This is a genomic window from Accumulibacter sp. (assembly GCF_036625275.1).
Classification (GTDB): Bacteria; Pseudomonadota; Gammaproteobacteria; order Burkholderiales; family Rhodocyclaceae; genus Accumulibacter.
The window spans coordinates 47207-62424 of sequence record NZ_JAZKUD010000014.1 but is presented as its reverse complement, the minus strand read 5'-3'; the positions used below and the strand labels follow the sequence as shown (position 1 = coordinate 62424).

Here is a 15218-nt window from a genome sequence, read left to right as displayed (position 1 = left end):
CGGTGGTAACAGCTTCGCTACCACCCGATCCTTCATCACTTGTCCGTATCTTGCCATTTCCTCACCTCGTTATTGCCCCCGGTTTCAGATCCTATCGAGGCGACAACTAGTCTGACACAGGGGGAGACAGGAAACCCGTACCAGTTCTACGACTCTTGAGCATCGTGCCATTGCTGCTCACCCTATCCTCGGGAGCCTATTCAGCTTCGCAACAGGGCATCGATTGCCTGCTGCAAGCCTACCCGGGGTTCCTGCTTGAAAAGGACGGCGACAACCTGGTTCTGGCGGATGGTCATCGCCTGCCTTACGGCTCGGGCAGCCAGGGCAACTTCGAGGACCGGCTTGACCACGCCAATTTGCATGATCAGATGAGTCAATGTTACTCGCCGGGCTTTCCGGTCGATCAACCGCGACTCAACGAAGATCCTGGACGCATGCGGCATGAGCCGTTCTTCAAACGCCTTTACGGTGAGGATAAGCTTGCCGTACAGCGAAATATCGTTCAGGTGAGCTGGGCCCCGACAGGCAAATCCCTCGCTTTCAGCCGAGTCGCCGGCGCTGACCAAGCGCTCATCCGAGTCGGCAAGGCCATCGCCGCTCGTCCCGAGCTTCGACATCTCGTCTCCAGCCCGGTGGGAACACTTAACTGGCGCACCATACAAGGGACGAAACGGACAAGCAGCCACAGCTTTGGTATCGCGATTGATTTCAGGCTCCCGCACGGGCTGGGTCACTATTGGCTCTGGGCAGGGTGCCTACCGGAAAAATCCTGTGCCTACCCGGAACGTGTTCTGCAAGATCGAGCGTTGCGGGATGTCGTGACCATTTTCGAAGCCAACGGCTTTATCTGGGGCGGGAAATGGTTTCACTTCGACACCATCCATTTCGAGTACCGCCCAGAGCTGCTCGTGGCCGAATGCACTTGCAAAAGCCAGGAGAGATGATTCATGTTGTTCGATCTCGCCTCACTGACCAAACCGCTCGTCACGACGCCGCTGGCTCTCACGTACCTGGACCTGGATCGTGACCTGAGCCATCTTCCCCCCCTGTCCGGATTTCGCAAACTGACGTGGCCCTTGACGGCGCGCCAACTGCTTTCGCACACGGCGGGCTTACCGCCATGGCTTCCATACAACGGGGTTCCGCTAGCTCAGCAGCTCAGCGCCCCCCTTCCGTGGAATCAACACCCTCTCCTGGTGAAGCCGGTCGCCGAACGCGGCCAGTTTCCTGCCTGTTATTCGGATCTCGGCTACCGCTTGCTGGCTGAGGCCGTCGAGGCGGTCAGTGGCGAGTCCTGGGCGAAACTTGGGCAACGGATGACGGGTCTCCTGCCAGCTCCGTGGCGTGAGGCGCCGATCGCGCTTCCTCCGGGGCCGGACCGGGAAGCCTGGTTCCTTGCCGGTCACGACGTTGCCTTCCCGGAAAGCATGTCGAACTTGCCGCACGATGCGAATGCGCGTGCGGGAATGATAGGCCATGCCGGCTTCGCGGCCAATGCAGAACTCCTGTTGCCCTGGCTCATGGCCTGGCGGACGACTCATGCACCGAACATGACGCTCCCCCATGCACGATCGGTCGACGGCACCGTGTGGGGACTTGGGCTATGGCGCGTAGCCAACGGCCCCGGCCAATTCGGCGAGCTGCTGGATAGACTGCCGCTGGACGGCATGTGTCGAGTCATCGAGCACAGTGGAACTGAAATGCCCGCGGACGTGCCCAACGCTCCCCCTACCGGAACCAATCCATCGTGGTGGATGCATACGGGCTTTACCGGCCCGGCGATTTTCTTTCGCCCCGAAGACGCGAGTTGCATCTGTCTCCTGGCTCACCGAAGCGGGCCCGCAGGAGCGCTTCTCTCCCCGCTGGAAATTCATCGGCGACGTTACGCCGTACTGACCAGCTTATAATCCACTTCCCCGTACCCAAGCTTCCACGATGCCGATGAAACCTCTGCCCATCGTGTTGGTCCTTGCCTTGGCCGCTTGTGAATCGGCACCGAAGATACCTGTGCAACCCGAAGAACCACTGCAGGCGCAGGAAATCGCACCCCAGGTCGACAGTTCGGAAACACCTCCGCTCGGTTACTGGAAGAACAAGATCAAGCAGACCAGTCCGGCCTCGCAAAGCGAACGGGGAATCACACAGCCTCGCATCGCCCCACACCGGAGCACCGACCTTGCGGCCAATAATGCTCCGGTTTCGTTACTATGGAAGTCGTGAGCGACTCTCGAATCTCCCCTCCCCCTCGTGGGGGAGGGGTCGGGGGAGAGGGAAGCGGTCATGACTTTCATCATCGGGGGTATCTTGCAAAGTCATGACCGTTTGACCGGAACTTCGTGAATACCCCATCTCGCCTCATGATCACCCTCCCAGGTTCGGGAGAAAAATAATTCGTGCGTCACTGACGCGACCTTCACATTCATGCGCGGCAGCACGCGCCGGCACGTCAAGGCGGCAGTGGATCGTCTTCGGCGAAACGTGCATAGACTGTCGGCTGTAAAGGCGGACAAGCGCCGTCGGCAGTCAACAAAAGACGGTCAAGATGGCGCTCGGCGGGCATCAGCAAGCGCCGGTAGAGATCCTTGCACAGCAGCCGCGCGGACTCTCCCGGCCAGTCCGTCGGCAATAATTGCTCGGGAAGTTCCGGGTCGCGGAGCAGCAAACGCCGATAGTCGTGGATCAATAGTAAACGCAAAAGAAAAGCACCCTCCTCATCGGCGGCGGCAAGGGGGTCACTGCGCAGCTCGACCAGGACAGGATTGTAAGTGCTGACGAATTCGGTATAGGCCTGCGCGAGTTCGCGCAGGTCCCAGGCCCGTGCAACCAGGTCAGCGTTGCCGGCCGTACCCACCAGGCTAGCATCTGCGGCAAGCAACGGCATCAAACCGGCCAGCAAATCCGCCAGGCCATCTACCAGCAGGGCGTCGAGGACACTGGGCAGGTCCGCCCTGGGGTGCACGAAACACTCCGCCCCCAGGGCACCAAAGCCTTGCCAGAAGAGCGCACGGCGCAGCGCATCGCGGTCTTTCTGAGCGAAAGCACCAAGTACCAGAATTTGTCGCCAGCGACGATCCCAGTACGGCGCGCGGGCGGCATAGATTTGTCGCGCGGCATCGGCACAGCGACGTTCCCCGGAAGTCGTCAGTCGGTATTCGCTACGACGGCCCAGCGCTTCGCTACACAGCCACTCATCTTTAGTCAGGCGAAAGACGGCCGTTCTTACCGAGCGCTCATTGACCCCCAACGGTTCGAGCAAATGAATCAGGCTACCCAGCCAGACTCGCCCGCCACGTGGCAACACGATATCGCCAAAGAGCGAGACAATCAGGGAACCGGCATGCACTCGCTTCTGCTGCCTGAAGTCGTCGATCCGTGCATGCATTGCGACATTCATCAGGACGCCATCCCTGTGGCGTCGAGTATCACCTTTGCCCAAGGACGCAGCGAGCCGAACGATCGGCATCCCTTGGTGCATGAGAAGGCAATCTGTCCGTCGGGCCGAAAATCCGGCACGGCCTCGATCAGACGGCCTTTCTCTCGAACCCGTTTCTGTGACTTCTCGTCCATTTGCTCCAGGGTATCAGCACGACTCCTGTCATCTGCACGCTGTCACCTTGCCGATAAAATTGTCAAAAAGGGCGTTATGATACGCCTTCTGACATTAATCGGCTTGTTTTGTAGCATTTTTGGGTGCGAATGAAAGTGTTGGGAGGGCTCCTACACTTTCATTCGCACCCACCATTTTACTCATCCTGTCAGCAGAACGTTGTCACTCGCAACCCACCCAATGTCTTTTCCGAAAGGAACCTGCATGTCCAAGTCCAACAGCGCCGGGCACAACGCACAAGAGCCGATCTTGCTCGCCGAACAAACCGCCGCGGCAATGTACAGCCGCGATGCTGCACTGAAGCTGATCGGCATCCGTCTGATGATGATCCGACCAGGGTACGCGCTGCTCTCGATGGTCGTCCGACCCGATATGGTCAATGCTCATCATATCTGCCACGGCGGTTTCCTTTTTACCCTTGCTGACTCCGCTTTTGCCTACGCCTGCAATAGCTATAACCGTAACACGGTTGCCTCGGCCTGCCACATCGACTTCCTCAGCCCTGCGCGTGAAGGCGAAGAACTGGAAGCCGAGTGTGAGGAGCGCTCTCTCGCCGGGCGTACCGGCGTCTACGACACCACCATCCGGGATCGCAAGGGGCACGTCATTGCCCTTTTCCGCGGCAAGTCCTACCGCATCGCCGGAGAAGTCATCACTGGACTGGAAGCAGAGGACAGCCGCCATCGCCCGGCCCCAAACAGCAGCAGAATCGAGGGCAACCCCCAGTGAAGCGCTGCAAGGCACCTCGGCTCCAGTCGGCCACCATGGCGGCACACGGCTTTTCCCCAGGTCGAACCTCCCCATTCATGCGGAGCAGGCCTTGAATTATCAGGTAGCGGCTGCGGATGGCCATACAGGAGAACTGGTGATCCTGGTGCACGGTTTGTGGATGCCAGCGGCAGTGTTCGTGTTGCACAGCCGATGGTTGCAGCGCCTTGGCTACCGCACGCTGCGCTTCGGCTACCACAGCGTGCGCGCGACCTTGTCAGAGAACGCCATGGAACTGCAGGCCTGTGTGGCCGAAACCAGCGCCCAGCGCATTCATTTGGTTGGCCATAGTCTGGGGGGGCTGATCATCCTGGACATGCTGGCGCGGACGGGCGATCCCCGTCTGCACCGAGCCGTCCTGCTCGGTACCCCCTGCCGTGACAGCTACGCTGCGCGTCGCCTGTCAGACGTTTGGAGACTCCCGACGCTGCTTGGGCAATCCACGATGGAGTGGCTATCCCGTGGCCCCGACACCACCGCGCTGCAGCGGTCGACAGTCGAAGTCGGGGTATTGGCGGGTACGCGCAGCGTCGGTTTGGGTCGCGTGCTGGCGGGCTTGCCGGAGCCTAACGATGGCCTCGTCACGCTGGACGAGGCGCGACTACCCGGTGCCATCGACTTCATCGACCTGCCACTCGCTCACTCGGAAATGCTCGTCTCGCGGCGCTGTGCCGCGCAGATCGCCTGTTTCCTGGCCAGCGGTCGTTTCATGCACGCAGCCAGGCAGGAGGAGCGCCTCCTGATCGAGTAGCACACCAGGCGGTTGAAAAAGGATCATCGGCGCGACCGTCTTGGCGGGCATCCCGCCGGACCCGGATTGGGAAGGGGTTTAACCCAGGCCATTGCCACTTCAGGCCTGCAGCCCTTTGACATAGTTCATCGGCCCCCCGGTAAAGGGAGCGAAGCCGGTACCGAAGATCACGCCGGCGTCAGCCAGATCGGCATCGGCAACGATCCGGTCGTTGACGAGTTGCTGCGTGCGGTCGAGCAGGGGCTTCACCAGGCGAGCGGAGAGGCCGGTGGGAACAGGTCCCGCCGGCCCTTTGGCGGGTCGGCCAGCAGGATAGTCGTAGAAACCCCGGCCAGTTTTTCTGCCGAGGAAGCCCGCATTGAAACGTTCCAGCAGGCATTTCGGTGGCTCGGCGGTGGCCCCTGCAAGGCTTTTGCCTGCAGCCATGGCAACGTCGAGTCCGACCATGTCAATGAGTTCAATCGGGCCCATCGGCATGCCGAAGGCGAGCATCGCTTCGTCCACCGTTGCCGCCGAGAAACCCTCATCGACGGCGCGCATCGCTTCGAGCATATAGGGACCGAGAACGGCGTTAACCAGGAAGCCCGGTGCGCTTTTGACCGGTAACGGCAGGCGATCGATCTGTTTGACGAAAGCGGTCCCGCGCTGCAGCATTTCAGGATCGGCACCTGCAGCGGCAACGACTTCGACCAGCGGCATCTTCGCGACCGGGTTGAAGAAGTGAATCCCGATCAGACGTTGTGGCCTGGCCAGCACCGTGGACAAGTCTTCGATGCGCAGGCTGGAGGTGTTTGTCGCCAGCACCGCGTCGGCCTTGATCACTGCTTCGAGCCTGGCGAGCAAAGCGCGCTTGGCGTCGAGGTCTTCGAAAATGGCCTCGATCACCACGTCCGCCTGGCGTGCACCGTGGCCTTCCGGGTCGGGAATCAGCCGATCCATGACGTTGCGCAGTTCGCGCTGGTCCCGGATGCGCTGGCTCCATGCCGCATAGGCGCGTTGCAGGGCCGGAGCAATACGCTCCATTCCCTGATCCTGCAAAGTGACGGTCAGCCCGCGCAGGGCACACCAGGCCGCGATGTCGCCGCCCATCACGCCGGCACCAACGACATGCACGCGCCTGACTGTGTCACTGCTGGCCTTGCCGAAGTTCTTCAGGCGTTCCTGCAGAAAGAACACGCGCACCAGATTGCGCGCCGTCGGCGAACGGACAATGCCGCCGATCAGCGCCGGTGCGGCCAGCGCATTCCCCTGGTGATTGGCCCAGATGTCGATAATCGCGTATGGTGCCGGATAATGTTCGCGGCGCGCGCGCCTGCCGACCTGCTTTTTCGCAGCACTCGCCACCAGACCCTTCAACGGACCGTCGAGCAGGCGCTGCAGCAGGGGCGGATGGCGGCGCGGCTGATTGGCGAGCACCAGCCATGCCGCGGCGCTATCCATGACGCGCGCCGGTACGCAGTCATCGGCCAGCCCGAGGCGTTTCGCCTTGACGGCATCGATCGTCTTGCCGGTCAGCATCATGTCGAGCGCTGCTTGCGGGCCAATCCGTTCCGGCAGGCGCAACATGCCCCCCCAACCCGGAACGATGCCGAGCATCACTTCCGGCAACCCCATCCGGGTCGATGGCTCGTCAACCACCAGCAGATAACGACACGCCAGCGCCAGTTCAAGCCCGCCACCCAGGCAGTGGCCGCGTACCAGCGCCAGCGTCGGATAAGAAACGGCTGCCAGACGGTTGAAGAGATGCCAGCCACGCGCCACCAATTCGATGCCCTTCTCGGCAGTATCAAGCTGAGTAAACTCCTGGATGTCGGCACCGGCGATGAAGCCGGCCGCCTTCCCCGACCGGAAGATCAGCCCTTTCGGTGGTTTGCTATCGAACTGGTCGAGAAGCTGCGCGAGTTCGTTCATGACCCAACTGGAAAGCGCATTGGTCGACTCGCCGACGCGGTCGAGCGTCACCCAGGCGATACCTGCCGCGTCCACCGACACCCGCCAGTTCTGAAAACCATTGATATTCATGAAGTTCCCCGTCTTACCTGTGCTGGATCGAGGGTTTCCAGCAACATCGCCCCTCCCTGGCCACCACCGATGCAGATTGCGGCGATACCGCGCTTCGCCCGGGCAATACGCAGGGCCTGCAGCAGATGCAGGACGATGCGAGCACCGGAAGCGCCGACCGGGTGACCGATTGCAATGGCACTACCGTCGATGTTGAGACGCTCCGGCGCGATCTGACCAAGCGCGCCCGGCAGGCCGAGCTGCTCGCGGCAGTAATCGTCCGACTCCCAGGCGGCGAGACAGCCGAGCACCTGCGCAGCAAAGGCCTCATTGATTTCCCAGAGGTCGATGTCCGCCAACCCAAGCTGATGGCGCTGCAGGATCGGCGTTGCGGCATGTACCGGGCCGAGGCCCATCTGTGCCGGATCCAGGCCAGCCCACTGGCTGTCGATAATGGCGCCAAGCGGCTCGAGCTGCCACTCTTCGACCGCGGCCGCCGAAGCCAGGAGCAACCATGCGGCCCCATCGCTGATTTGCGAGCTGTTGCCTGGAGTCACGCGGCCATACCTGCGGTCAAAAAACGGCTTGAGCCTGGCGAGTCCGGCCATGCTCGAATCGGCACGCACCCCGTCATCATCGTTGTAGACCTTGCCCTTGCCGTCAACGAGCGGAACGATCTCGCCAAGGTATCCGGCGGTGCGCGCAGCGACTGCGCGCTGGTGGCTGCGAACGCTGTATTCGTCCATCTGCTGGCGCGAGATACCGAAGCGCCAGGCAAGGTTTTCGGCAGTCTGCCCCATCAGCAGACCCACAACTGGGTCGGTCAGACCCTTCAACAGGCCGATGACCGGTGACAGCGCCTGCGACAGACGCAGCCGGGTGAACACGCCGATCTTCTGGCTGAGCGCCCGGGCCTGCATCATCTGTGCAAACCAGCGCACCATCGTTTCATTGTATAACAGCGGTGCATGCGACAGCGCGTCGACACCACCGGCCAGCACCAGATGCGAACGTCCATTCTGGATGTTGGCCATCGCCGAGTCGATCGCCTGCATGCCGCTGGCGCAGTTGCGCATCACGGTCCAGGCCGGTACCTGATGGCCGCAACCCAGACGCAGGGCGACAAGACGGCCGATGTTGACTTCGTCGGGCGACGGACTGACACAACCCAGAATGACCTCATCAAGGTCAGTCGGCAAAAACGGCTGGCGGATCAGCAGTGCACGTCCGGCCTGCACCGCCAGATCGCTCGCCGAAAACGGCCCGGGTGCGTTGCGGCCTTTGAGAAAAGGCGTTCTCGCGCCATCGACGACATACACGGGCTGGCATCCCATGGGTTCTCCTTCTGCCAAATACGGAAGGCGCGGAACCCCTGCTCCGCACCTTCCCGAAATCTTTGACCGGCGGTCTAGGCGGCTTTGTGCAACAGCGGCTGTTGCCGCACATGCCCGAGGTCATGCGGGAAATCGTCGACGCGGATGACCATGTCGCGCAGTTCGTTACGTCGCTTGAGCACGGCGTACTCTGCCGCGGTCACGATGCCGGCGGCAAAAGCCGCATGCGCCAGGTCGCGGACGTTGGCATCGGGATTGTCGGTCAGTACGCCACTCTTTTCAGCAGCGCGAATCTTGGCTTCGATCGGTTCGGCAGCAATGGTTGCCGCCAACGCCAGTTCGAGTGCGCCGACAGCTTCGCTTTCGATCTTGGGCAGATAGGATTCGGCGGTCAGACGGTCGCGCGCAGCCGAGGGTTCGATCAGCAACTTGGCCACCTGATGACCAATCCGGTCCGAAGGCACGTCGTATGGATGGCCAAGGGGGAAGACGAGACGGTAGAGCATGCGCGCGATCCAGCGCACCGGGAAATTGGCAATCACCCCGTCAAACGCCATCTGCGCCTTGTACATCGCATCCCACATCGCCCAGTGCATCAGCGGAGCGTCGGCCTGCTGACGCCCTTCCGACTCATAGCGCTTGAGTGTTGCCGAACACAGATACAGCATCGACAGGATGTCACCAAGCCGCGCCGAGAGCTTTTCCCGACGCTTCAATTCACCGCCCAGGACCAGCATCGAGATGTCGGCAAGGAAGGCGAAAGCCGAGGCAAAACGCGTCAGCTGTTGGTAGTAGCGCCGGGTTTCCGGAGCGACGTTGGCTGGCACGGAGACGAAATGCGATCCGGTCAGGCCCTTTCTCAGGGCCCCGAAAGCATGTCCAATGGTGAACACGAGGTGACCGAAAAAGGCCTTGTCGAAATCGCGCAGACCCTGTTCTACATCCGGGTTGAAAGCCGATTTCATCTCCTTGAGGACATACGGATGACAGCGGATGGCTCCCTGGCCAAACAGGATCATGCTGCGCGTCAGGATGTTTGCACCTTCGACGGTAATTCCAATCGGCAGTTGCTGATAGGCTCGGCCAATGAAATTCGACGGTCCAAGACAGATCCCCTTGCCGCCGACGATGTCCATGCCATCATTGACGACCTGGCGAGCGCGCTCGGTGACATGGTATTTGGCGATCGCCGAGACCACCGACGGCTTCTCGCCGAGGTCGATGGCACCAGCCGTCATCGTACGCACGGCATTCATCATGTAGGTGTAGGCGCCGATGCGCGTCAGCGGCTCTTCAACGCCTTCGAAACGCCCGATCGCCATTTTGAACTGGCTGCGAACACGCGCATAAGCACCGACCGTGCGAGCGGTCAGTTGCGCCATGCCGGCGTTCGACGACGGCAGCGAGATCGAGCGGCCAGCCGCCAGACACTCCATCAGCATCCGCCAGCCTTGGCCCACCATCGCCGGGCCTCCGATCACGTAGTCGAGTGGCATGAAGACGTCCTTGCCGCGCGTCGGACCATTCATGAACATGGCGTTGAGCGGGAAGTGGCGACGACCGATTTCTGCGCCCGGCGTGTCACGCGGCACCAGCGCGCAGGTGATGCCGAGATGCTTCCTGCTGCCGAGCAGACCATCCGGATCGTAGAGATGGAAAGCCAGACCGAGGATGGTGCACACCGGACCGAGGGTAATGTAACGCTTGTCCCAGGTCACACGCATGCCGAGCACTTCCCGGCCTTGCCACATGCCCTTGCAGACAATGCCGACGTCAGGGATCGAGCCGGCGTCTGAACCGGCCCAGGGGCTGGTCAGGGCGAAGGCAGGAATCTCGATCCCCTTGGCCAATCGTGGCAGGTAGTGGTTCTTCTGCGCTTCGGTTCCATAGTGCAGCAACAGTTCGGCAGGACCGAGCGAGTTGGGCACCATCACCGATACCGACAACGCCGAACAACGTGTCGACAGTTTGGTGACGATCTGCGAGTGGGCGTAGGCCGAGAATTCAAGACCGCCATACTTCTTCGGGATGATCATCCCGAGGAAGCCCTTGTCCTTGATGTACTGCCATGCCTGTGGGGGCAGATCGTATAATTCGTTCGTCACCTGCCAGTCATCCACCAGCGCACAGGCCTGCTCGACCTCGTTGTCCATGAAGGACTGCTCTTCCGGCCTGAGCGTTGGCACCGGATAGGCGAGCAGCTTTTCCCAGTCAGGATTACCGCGGAACAGTTCGCCGTCCCACCATACTGTGCCGGCCTCGAGCGCGACGCGCTCGGTATCCGACATCTGTGGCAGAATCCGTTTGTAGGTATTGAAAATTGGCCGGCTGATCAGTGCTCGCCGCAAGGGGCGAACGCCGAATAGCACGACCAGACTCACCAGTGTGATACCGATGATGATCGAGACGACCATTGTGATCATTGCTGCTTCTCCTATTGCTGGTCCTGGGTGTTTTGTATGTTGGACCTTGCGCTTCGCGCCTTGTCCCTGGAAGATTAGACCGTCTTCGAAGACGGCTCTTGTTGTTTATTGGCTTCCTCATGAAACTGAGGCAAGGGTGCCCGCAGGCCACCGAGCAGAAATGGCATCAGCCGTTCTGCCAGGCGTCTGGCCAGCACCGTATCCGGGTCATCGCAACTGGCTTCACCCGCGAGGTCTCCCACTTCGCAACCGGTGACGACCTGCAGCACGTCGGTACCGGCAATTGCGTAAGACATGGCGCCCAGCATGAAATGCAGGCGCCAGACAATCTCCGCTTTGGGAACGTCCGGCAAGGCACGAAATAGCGCCCGCTTGTAACGATCGATCACTTGCGCATACTCACCGGCAAAAAAGGTTCGAATGAACTCGGCCGGCTCGGTCAGGGTTCGCCCGAGCAGACGCAGAAAGGTCATGCCACCGAGTGACGGGTCCTCACCCATCCGCAACAAGGTACCGAAAAACGCTTCGAGTATCTGCGACGGTTTGATCGGTGCGCCGGCAGCCTGCGCTTCGAGCTTGTCGAGGGCCTGCAGGCGCTGGTCGTTGAGCCAGGTCAGCCGACGCCGGAAGACTTCGCACAACAACGCCTCTTTCGAACCGAAATGGTAGTTCACCGCCGCCAGGTTGACTTCCGCCGCGCTGGTGATGGCCCGCATTGACGTCGCTTCGTAGCCGTTGTCCATGAACAGACGTTCGGCAACGTCCAGGATGCGCTCACGGGTATCGCTTGTGGTTTTCTGATCGGACATAGAATCGCTCGCTGACCCAGGAAATGCTGAAATATGCGCTTCGAACGCTTGGCAAAAACATGTAGTTCAAACGTTCGTTTTGATGTTAGGGCCATCGCTTCCCAAATGCAAGTTTTTTTGCCGCTTTCTGCACCGATCCTTGAGACCTCACTCGACAACAGGGCATACTCCAAGGATCAGAAACCCGATCGACACGCCCAAGCCATGCGCCGAGCCGCTTCCCTCTACCCTGCAGCCGAGCGGCCTGAAACCGCCGACAGTCATCTCTGGTTGACTCTGAACAAGTTGCTGCCCTATCTGTGGCAATACAAATGGCGAGTCTTCCTGGCCCTCTCGTGTTTGTTCAGTGCAAAACTGGCCAATGTCTGCGTGCCGCTGGTTTTCAAGGAGATGATCGACGGCCTGAGCAGCATGCAACAGGCACTCGCCTTGCCCACCCTGCTGCTGCTGCTCTACGGCACACTGCGTTTTTCGACCTCGCTGTTCACCGAGTTGCGCGAGATTCTCTTTGCCCGCGTCACGCAGCGCGCCGTACGCCGGATCGCGCTGGAAGTCTTCCGGCACCTGCACGAACTCTCGCTGCGCTTTCATCTGCAAAGGCAAACCGGTGGCGTTTCACGCGACATCGAGCGTGGCAGCCGATCGATCTCCAGTCTGATCAGCTACACGCTCTATTCGATTCTCCCGACCCTGGTCGAAATCACGCTCGTCCTGACGATCCTGCTGGTGAGCTACGACAGTGCCTTTGTCCTGATCACCCTGGCTTCGTTGACGGCCTATGTGGTATTCACGGTCAAGGTCAGCAACTGGCGGATCGGCATTCGCCGAAAACTCAACGAAATGGACTCGGCAGCAAATACTCGCGCCATCGACAGCCTGCTCAATTACGAAACGGTCAAATACTTCAACAATGAGCAGTACGAGGCCAGCCGTTACGATCAGCAGATGCACCTGTGGGAAGACGCGGCGACCAGAAGCCAGGTCTCCCTGTCCTGGCTCAACCTCGGCCAACAGATGATCATTGCTTTGGGGGTCACTTTGATGATGTGGCGAGCAGCCAGTGGTGTGGTCGCGGGCTCGATGACCCTCGGCGATCTAGTGCTGGTCAACGCCTTCCTGATTCAACTCTATATGCCATTGAACTTTCTCGGCGTGGTGTACCGCGAGATTCGCCAGTCGCTGGCGGACATCGAGCGCATGTTCGACCTGCTCGCAGTGCACCGGGAGATCGCCGATGCGCCGGACGCCATGATCCTGCCGGCTGGTCCGATGGAGATCCATTTTTCTGATGTGGACTTTTTCTACGAAAGCAACCGGCAAATTCTGTACGGCGTTGATTTTGTGATTCCGGCTGGGCGCACCCTCGCCGTGGTCGGCGAGTCCGGTTCCGGAAAATCGACCCTGGCAAGGCTGCTCTACCGCTTCTATGACATCAGCAGCGGTCATGTCCGAATCAATGGGTACGATCTTCGCCAACTCACCCAGGCGAGCCTGCGTGCAGCCATCGGCATCGTGCCGCAGGATACCGTGTTGTTCAACGACACCATTTACTACAACATTCAGTACGGCCGACCCGAAGCCAGCCGCGAACAGGTGCTTGCCGCAGCCACCGCGGCACAACTCGCGGGATTCATCGACCTGCTTCCCGATGGCTATGAAACGCGGGTCGGCGAACGCGGACTGAAACTTTCGGGAGGAGAAAAGCAGCGGGTTGCTATCGCTCGTGCGCTGCTCAAGAACCCGCAGGTGTTGATCTTCGATGAAGCGACTTCGGCACTCGACTCGAAAACCGAAAAAGCCATCCAGGCGAGTCTCGACAACGCGGCGCGCGGCCGCACGACGCTGGTGATCGCCCATCGCCTATCGACGATCATGAATGCCGACGAGATCCTGGTGATGGACGCCGGTCGCATCGTCGAACGCGGCTCACACCTCAGCCTGCTCGACGCTGGCGGCCTGTACGCGCAGATGTGGGCCCTCCAACAGTTGGAGGAGTCCGGCAAAAGCGTCGCAACCGAACCGCTCGTCAAACGCGGTCAATAGCCGGCGAGCGAAAAAAAGCCAGGCTCAGCCTGGCTTTTGCGGATGCAGCGTCTGCCGCCGGCACCTATTCGGTGACAGCACTGCCCTCCGGCCGATCCATCAACTCGACAAACGCCATCGGCGCATTGTCACCATCTCGGAAACCACACTTCAGAATCCGCAGATAACCGCCATTGCGGGTTGCATAACGCGGTCCGAGTTCGTCGAACACCTTGACCACCATCTCCCGATCACGCAGCCGGTCAAAGGCCAGGCGACGGTTGGCGAGATTCGGCTTCTTGCCGAGGGTGATGATCGGCTCAATGACGCGCCGAAGCTCCTTGGCTTTCGGCAAGGTCGTCTTGATGGCTTCTTCACGAAGCAAGGAAACGGTCATGTTACGCAACATCGCCAGACGATGGGCGCTGGTACGATTCAGTTTACGAAGACCCAAACGGTGACGCATATCAATTCCTTCCTGTTCTTGTCCGGCTGCTCACTTCTCGAGGCCGGCGGGAGGCCAGTTCTCAAGCTTCATGCCCAGTGTCAGACCGCGCGCGGCCAGCACTTCCTTGATTTCATTCAGCGACTTGCGACCCAGATTGGGGGTCTTGAGCAACTCGTTCTCGGTGCGCTGGATCAGATCGCCAATGTAATAGATGTTTTCCGCCTTCAGACAGTTGGCCGAACGAACCGTCAGCTCCAGGTCATCCACCGGACGCAGCAGCAGGGGATCAACCTGCACCGTCTTCTGATACTCGATGGGCAACGCCGTCCCGGCGAGGTCGGCGAATACCGAAAGCTGTTCCATCAGGATGCGCGCGGCCGTTCGAATGGCATCTTCCGGATCAATGGCACCGTTGGTCTCGATGTCCATGATCAGCTTGTCCAGATCGGTTCGCTGTTCGACCCGCGCGCTCTCGACTGCGTAGCTGACCCGGCGCACCGGACTGAACGATGCATCGAGGACCAGCTTGCCGATATTCTTGCTGCCGTCACCCATCTCGCGCAGGTTGCCTGCCACATAACCCCGCGACCGCTCGATTTTCATTTCCATTGCCAGCTTACCGCCAGCAGAGAGGTGGGCGATGACATGCTCGGGATTGATGATCTCGACGTCGTGAGAGACGTTGATGTCAGCAGCCCGAACAACCCCCTTGCCTTCCTTGCGAAGTTGCAGGACAACCTCTTCCCGATTGTGCAGCTTGAAGACGACCCCCTTGAGGTTCAAGAGGATATCCACCACATCCTCCTGAACACCATCAATGGTCGAGTATTCATGCAGTACGCCTTCGATGCTGACCTCGGTCGGTGCATAGCCAGGCATTGATGACAGAAGAATCCGGCGCAGCGCATTGCCCAAAGTGTGCCCGTAACCGCGTTCAAACGGCTCCATGACCACTCGTGCATGCACCGGCGACAAGCTCTGCACATCGATGATGCGCGGTTTAAATAGTCCACTGCTTTGCATGTACTGTCCCTTTGCCTGATTCCGTCAAGCCT

General features: G+C 60.3%; 13 protein-coding genes. 6 read left to right on the top strand and 7 right to left on the bottom strand.

Annotated elements, in window-relative coordinates:
• The first annotated feature begins 164 nt into the window (after positions 1 to 164).
• From V5B39_RS07875 to V5B39_RS07865, 3 genes are read left to right on the top strand one after another with little or no spacing between them, the layout of a single operon-like run.
• A complete protein-coding gene (locus V5B39_RS07875) occupies positions 165 to 944 on the top strand; it encodes a M15 family metallopeptidase (protein WP_332342349.1) in 780 nt (259 codons plus the stop codon).
• A gap of 3 nt (positions 945 to 947) precedes the next feature.
• A complete protein-coding gene (locus V5B39_RS07870; RefSeq protein WP_332342346.1) occupies positions 948 to 1907 on the top strand; it encodes a serine hydrolase domain-containing protein in 960 nt (319 codons plus the stop codon).
• A 34-nt stretch (positions 1908 to 1941) separates the two neighbouring features.
• Complete coding sequence (locus V5B39_RS07865; protein ID WP_332342345.1) at positions 1942 to 2220, top strand: hypothetical protein; 279 nt, start codon at positions 1942 to 1944, stop codon at positions 2218 to 2220.
• A 226-nt stretch (positions 2221 to 2446) separates the two neighbouring features.
• Here V5B39_RS07865 and paaX read toward each other — a convergent pair whose 3' ends face one another.
• Positions 2447 to 3394 carry a phenylacetic acid degradation operon negative regulatory protein PaaX gene (paaX, locus tag V5B39_RS07860; RefSeq protein WP_332342344.1) on the bottom strand — a complete coding sequence of 316 codons (948 nt, stop codon included), beginning with the start codon at positions 3392 to 3394 and terminating at the stop codon, positions 2447 to 2449.
• A 417-nt stretch (positions 3395 to 3811) separates the two neighbouring features.
• On the opposite strand from paaX, the gene paaI reads away from it, so the two are divergent.
• Positions 3812 to 4336, top strand: a complete 525-nt coding sequence (gene paaI / locus V5B39_RS07855) for a hydroxyphenylacetyl-CoA thioesterase PaaI (protein WP_332342343.1) — start codon at positions 3812 to 3814, stop codon at positions 4334 to 4336.
• Between the two features lie 91 nt (positions 4337 to 4427).
• Positions 4428 to 5126, top strand: coding sequence for an esterase/lipase family protein (locus V5B39_RS07850; protein ID WP_332342342.1), 699 nt, complete (start codon positions 4428 to 4430; stop codon positions 5124 to 5126).
• Between the two features lie 99 nt (positions 5127 to 5225).
• Here the strand turns inward: V5B39_RS07850 and V5B39_RS07845 are convergent, their stop codons facing one another.
• From V5B39_RS07845 to V5B39_RS07830, 4 genes are all read right to left on the bottom strand, one after another.
• Positions 5226 to 7148, bottom strand: coding sequence for a 3-hydroxyacyl-CoA dehydrogenase NAD-binding domain-containing protein (locus V5B39_RS07845; RefSeq protein WP_332342341.1), 1923 nt, complete (start codon positions 7146 to 7148; stop codon positions 5226 to 5228).
• Entirely contained in the window at positions 7145 to 8461 is a 1317-nt protein-coding gene (locus V5B39_RS07840; RefSeq protein ID WP_332342340.1) for an acetyl-CoA C-acetyltransferase, read from the bottom strand. The genes V5B39_RS07845 and V5B39_RS07840 overlap by 4 nt, the downstream gene beginning before the upstream one ends.
• Before the next feature lie 74 nt (positions 8462 to 8535).
• Positions 8536 to 10875, bottom strand: coding sequence for an acyl-CoA dehydrogenase (locus V5B39_RS07835; RefSeq protein ID WP_434735666.1), 2340 nt, complete (start codon positions 10873 to 10875; stop codon positions 8536 to 8538).
• A gap of 83 nt (positions 10876 to 10958) precedes the next feature.
• Positions 10959 to 11693 carry a TetR/AcrR family transcriptional regulator gene (locus V5B39_RS07830; RefSeq protein ID WP_332342338.1) on the bottom strand — a complete coding sequence of 245 codons (735 nt, stop codon included), beginning with the start codon at positions 11691 to 11693 and terminating at the stop codon, positions 10959 to 10961.
• 204 nt (positions 11694 to 11897) lie between these two features.
• Here V5B39_RS07830 and V5B39_RS07825 point away from each other — a divergent pair, with 204 nt between their 5' ends.
• Positions 11898 to 13736, top strand: a complete 1839-nt coding sequence (locus V5B39_RS07825) for an ABCB family ABC transporter ATP-binding protein/permease (RefSeq protein WP_332342337.1) — start codon at positions 11898 to 11900, stop codon at positions 13734 to 13736.
• Between the two features lie 64 nt (positions 13737 to 13800).
• On the opposite strand, the gene rplQ is transcribed toward V5B39_RS07825, so the two are convergent.
• The gene (rplQ, locus tag V5B39_RS07820; RefSeq protein WP_034923752.1) at positions 13801 to 14181 is read right to left on the bottom strand and encodes a 50S ribosomal protein L17; all 381 of its coding nucleotides are present in this window, start codon (positions 14179 to 14181) and stop codon (positions 13801 to 13803) included.
• A 30-nt stretch (positions 14182 to 14211) separates the two neighbouring features.
• Entirely contained in the window at positions 14212 to 15186 is a 975-nt protein-coding gene (locus V5B39_RS07815; RefSeq protein ID WP_332342336.1) for a DNA-directed RNA polymerase subunit alpha, read from the bottom strand.
• Positions 15187 to 15218 lie beyond the last annotated feature (32 nt).

Bases quoted from the DNA above. Each gene is read 5' to 3' on its own strand.
- V5B39_RS07835 (WP_434735666.1), bottom strand. From the start codon at position 10,875: ATGGTCGTCTCGATCATCATCGGTATCACACTGGTGAGTCTGGTCGTG.
- V5B39_RS07815 (WP_332342336.1), bottom strand. From the start codon at position 15,186: ATGCAAAGCAGTGGACTATTTAAACCGCGCATCATCGATGTGCAGAGC.
- V5B39_RS07825 (WP_332342337.1), top strand. From the start codon at position 11,898: ATGCGCCGAGCCGCTTCCCTCTACCCTGCAGCCGAGCGGCCTGAAACC.
- V5B39_RS07870 (WP_332342346.1), top strand. From the start codon at position 948: ATGTTGTTCGATCTCGCCTCACTGACCAAACCGCTCGTCACGACGCCG.
- rplQ (WP_034923752.1), bottom strand. From the start codon at position 14,181: ATGCGTCACCGTTTGGGTCTTCGTAAACTGAATCGTACCAGCGCCCAT.
- paaI (WP_332342343.1), top strand. From the start codon at position 3,812: ATGTCCAAGTCCAACAGCGCCGGGCACAACGCACAAGAGCCGATCTTG.
- paaX (WP_332342344.1), bottom strand. From the start codon at position 3,394: ATGAATGTCGCAATGCATGCACGGATCGACGACTTCAGGCAGCAGAAG.
- V5B39_RS07845 (WP_332342341.1), bottom strand. From the start codon at position 7,148: ATGAATATCAATGGTTTTCAGAACTGGCGGGTGTCGGTGGACGCGGCA.
- V5B39_RS07840 (WP_332342340.1), bottom strand. From the start codon at position 8,461: ATGGGATGCCAGCCCGTGTATGTCGTCGATGGCGCGAGAACGCCTTTT.
- V5B39_RS07865 (WP_332342345.1), top strand. From the start codon at position 1,942: ATGAAACCTCTGCCCATCGTGTTGGTCCTTGCCTTGGCCGCTTGTGAA.
- V5B39_RS07830 (WP_332342338.1), bottom strand. From the start codon at position 11,693: ATGTCCGATCAGAAAACCACAAGCGATACCCGTGAGCGCATCCTGGAC.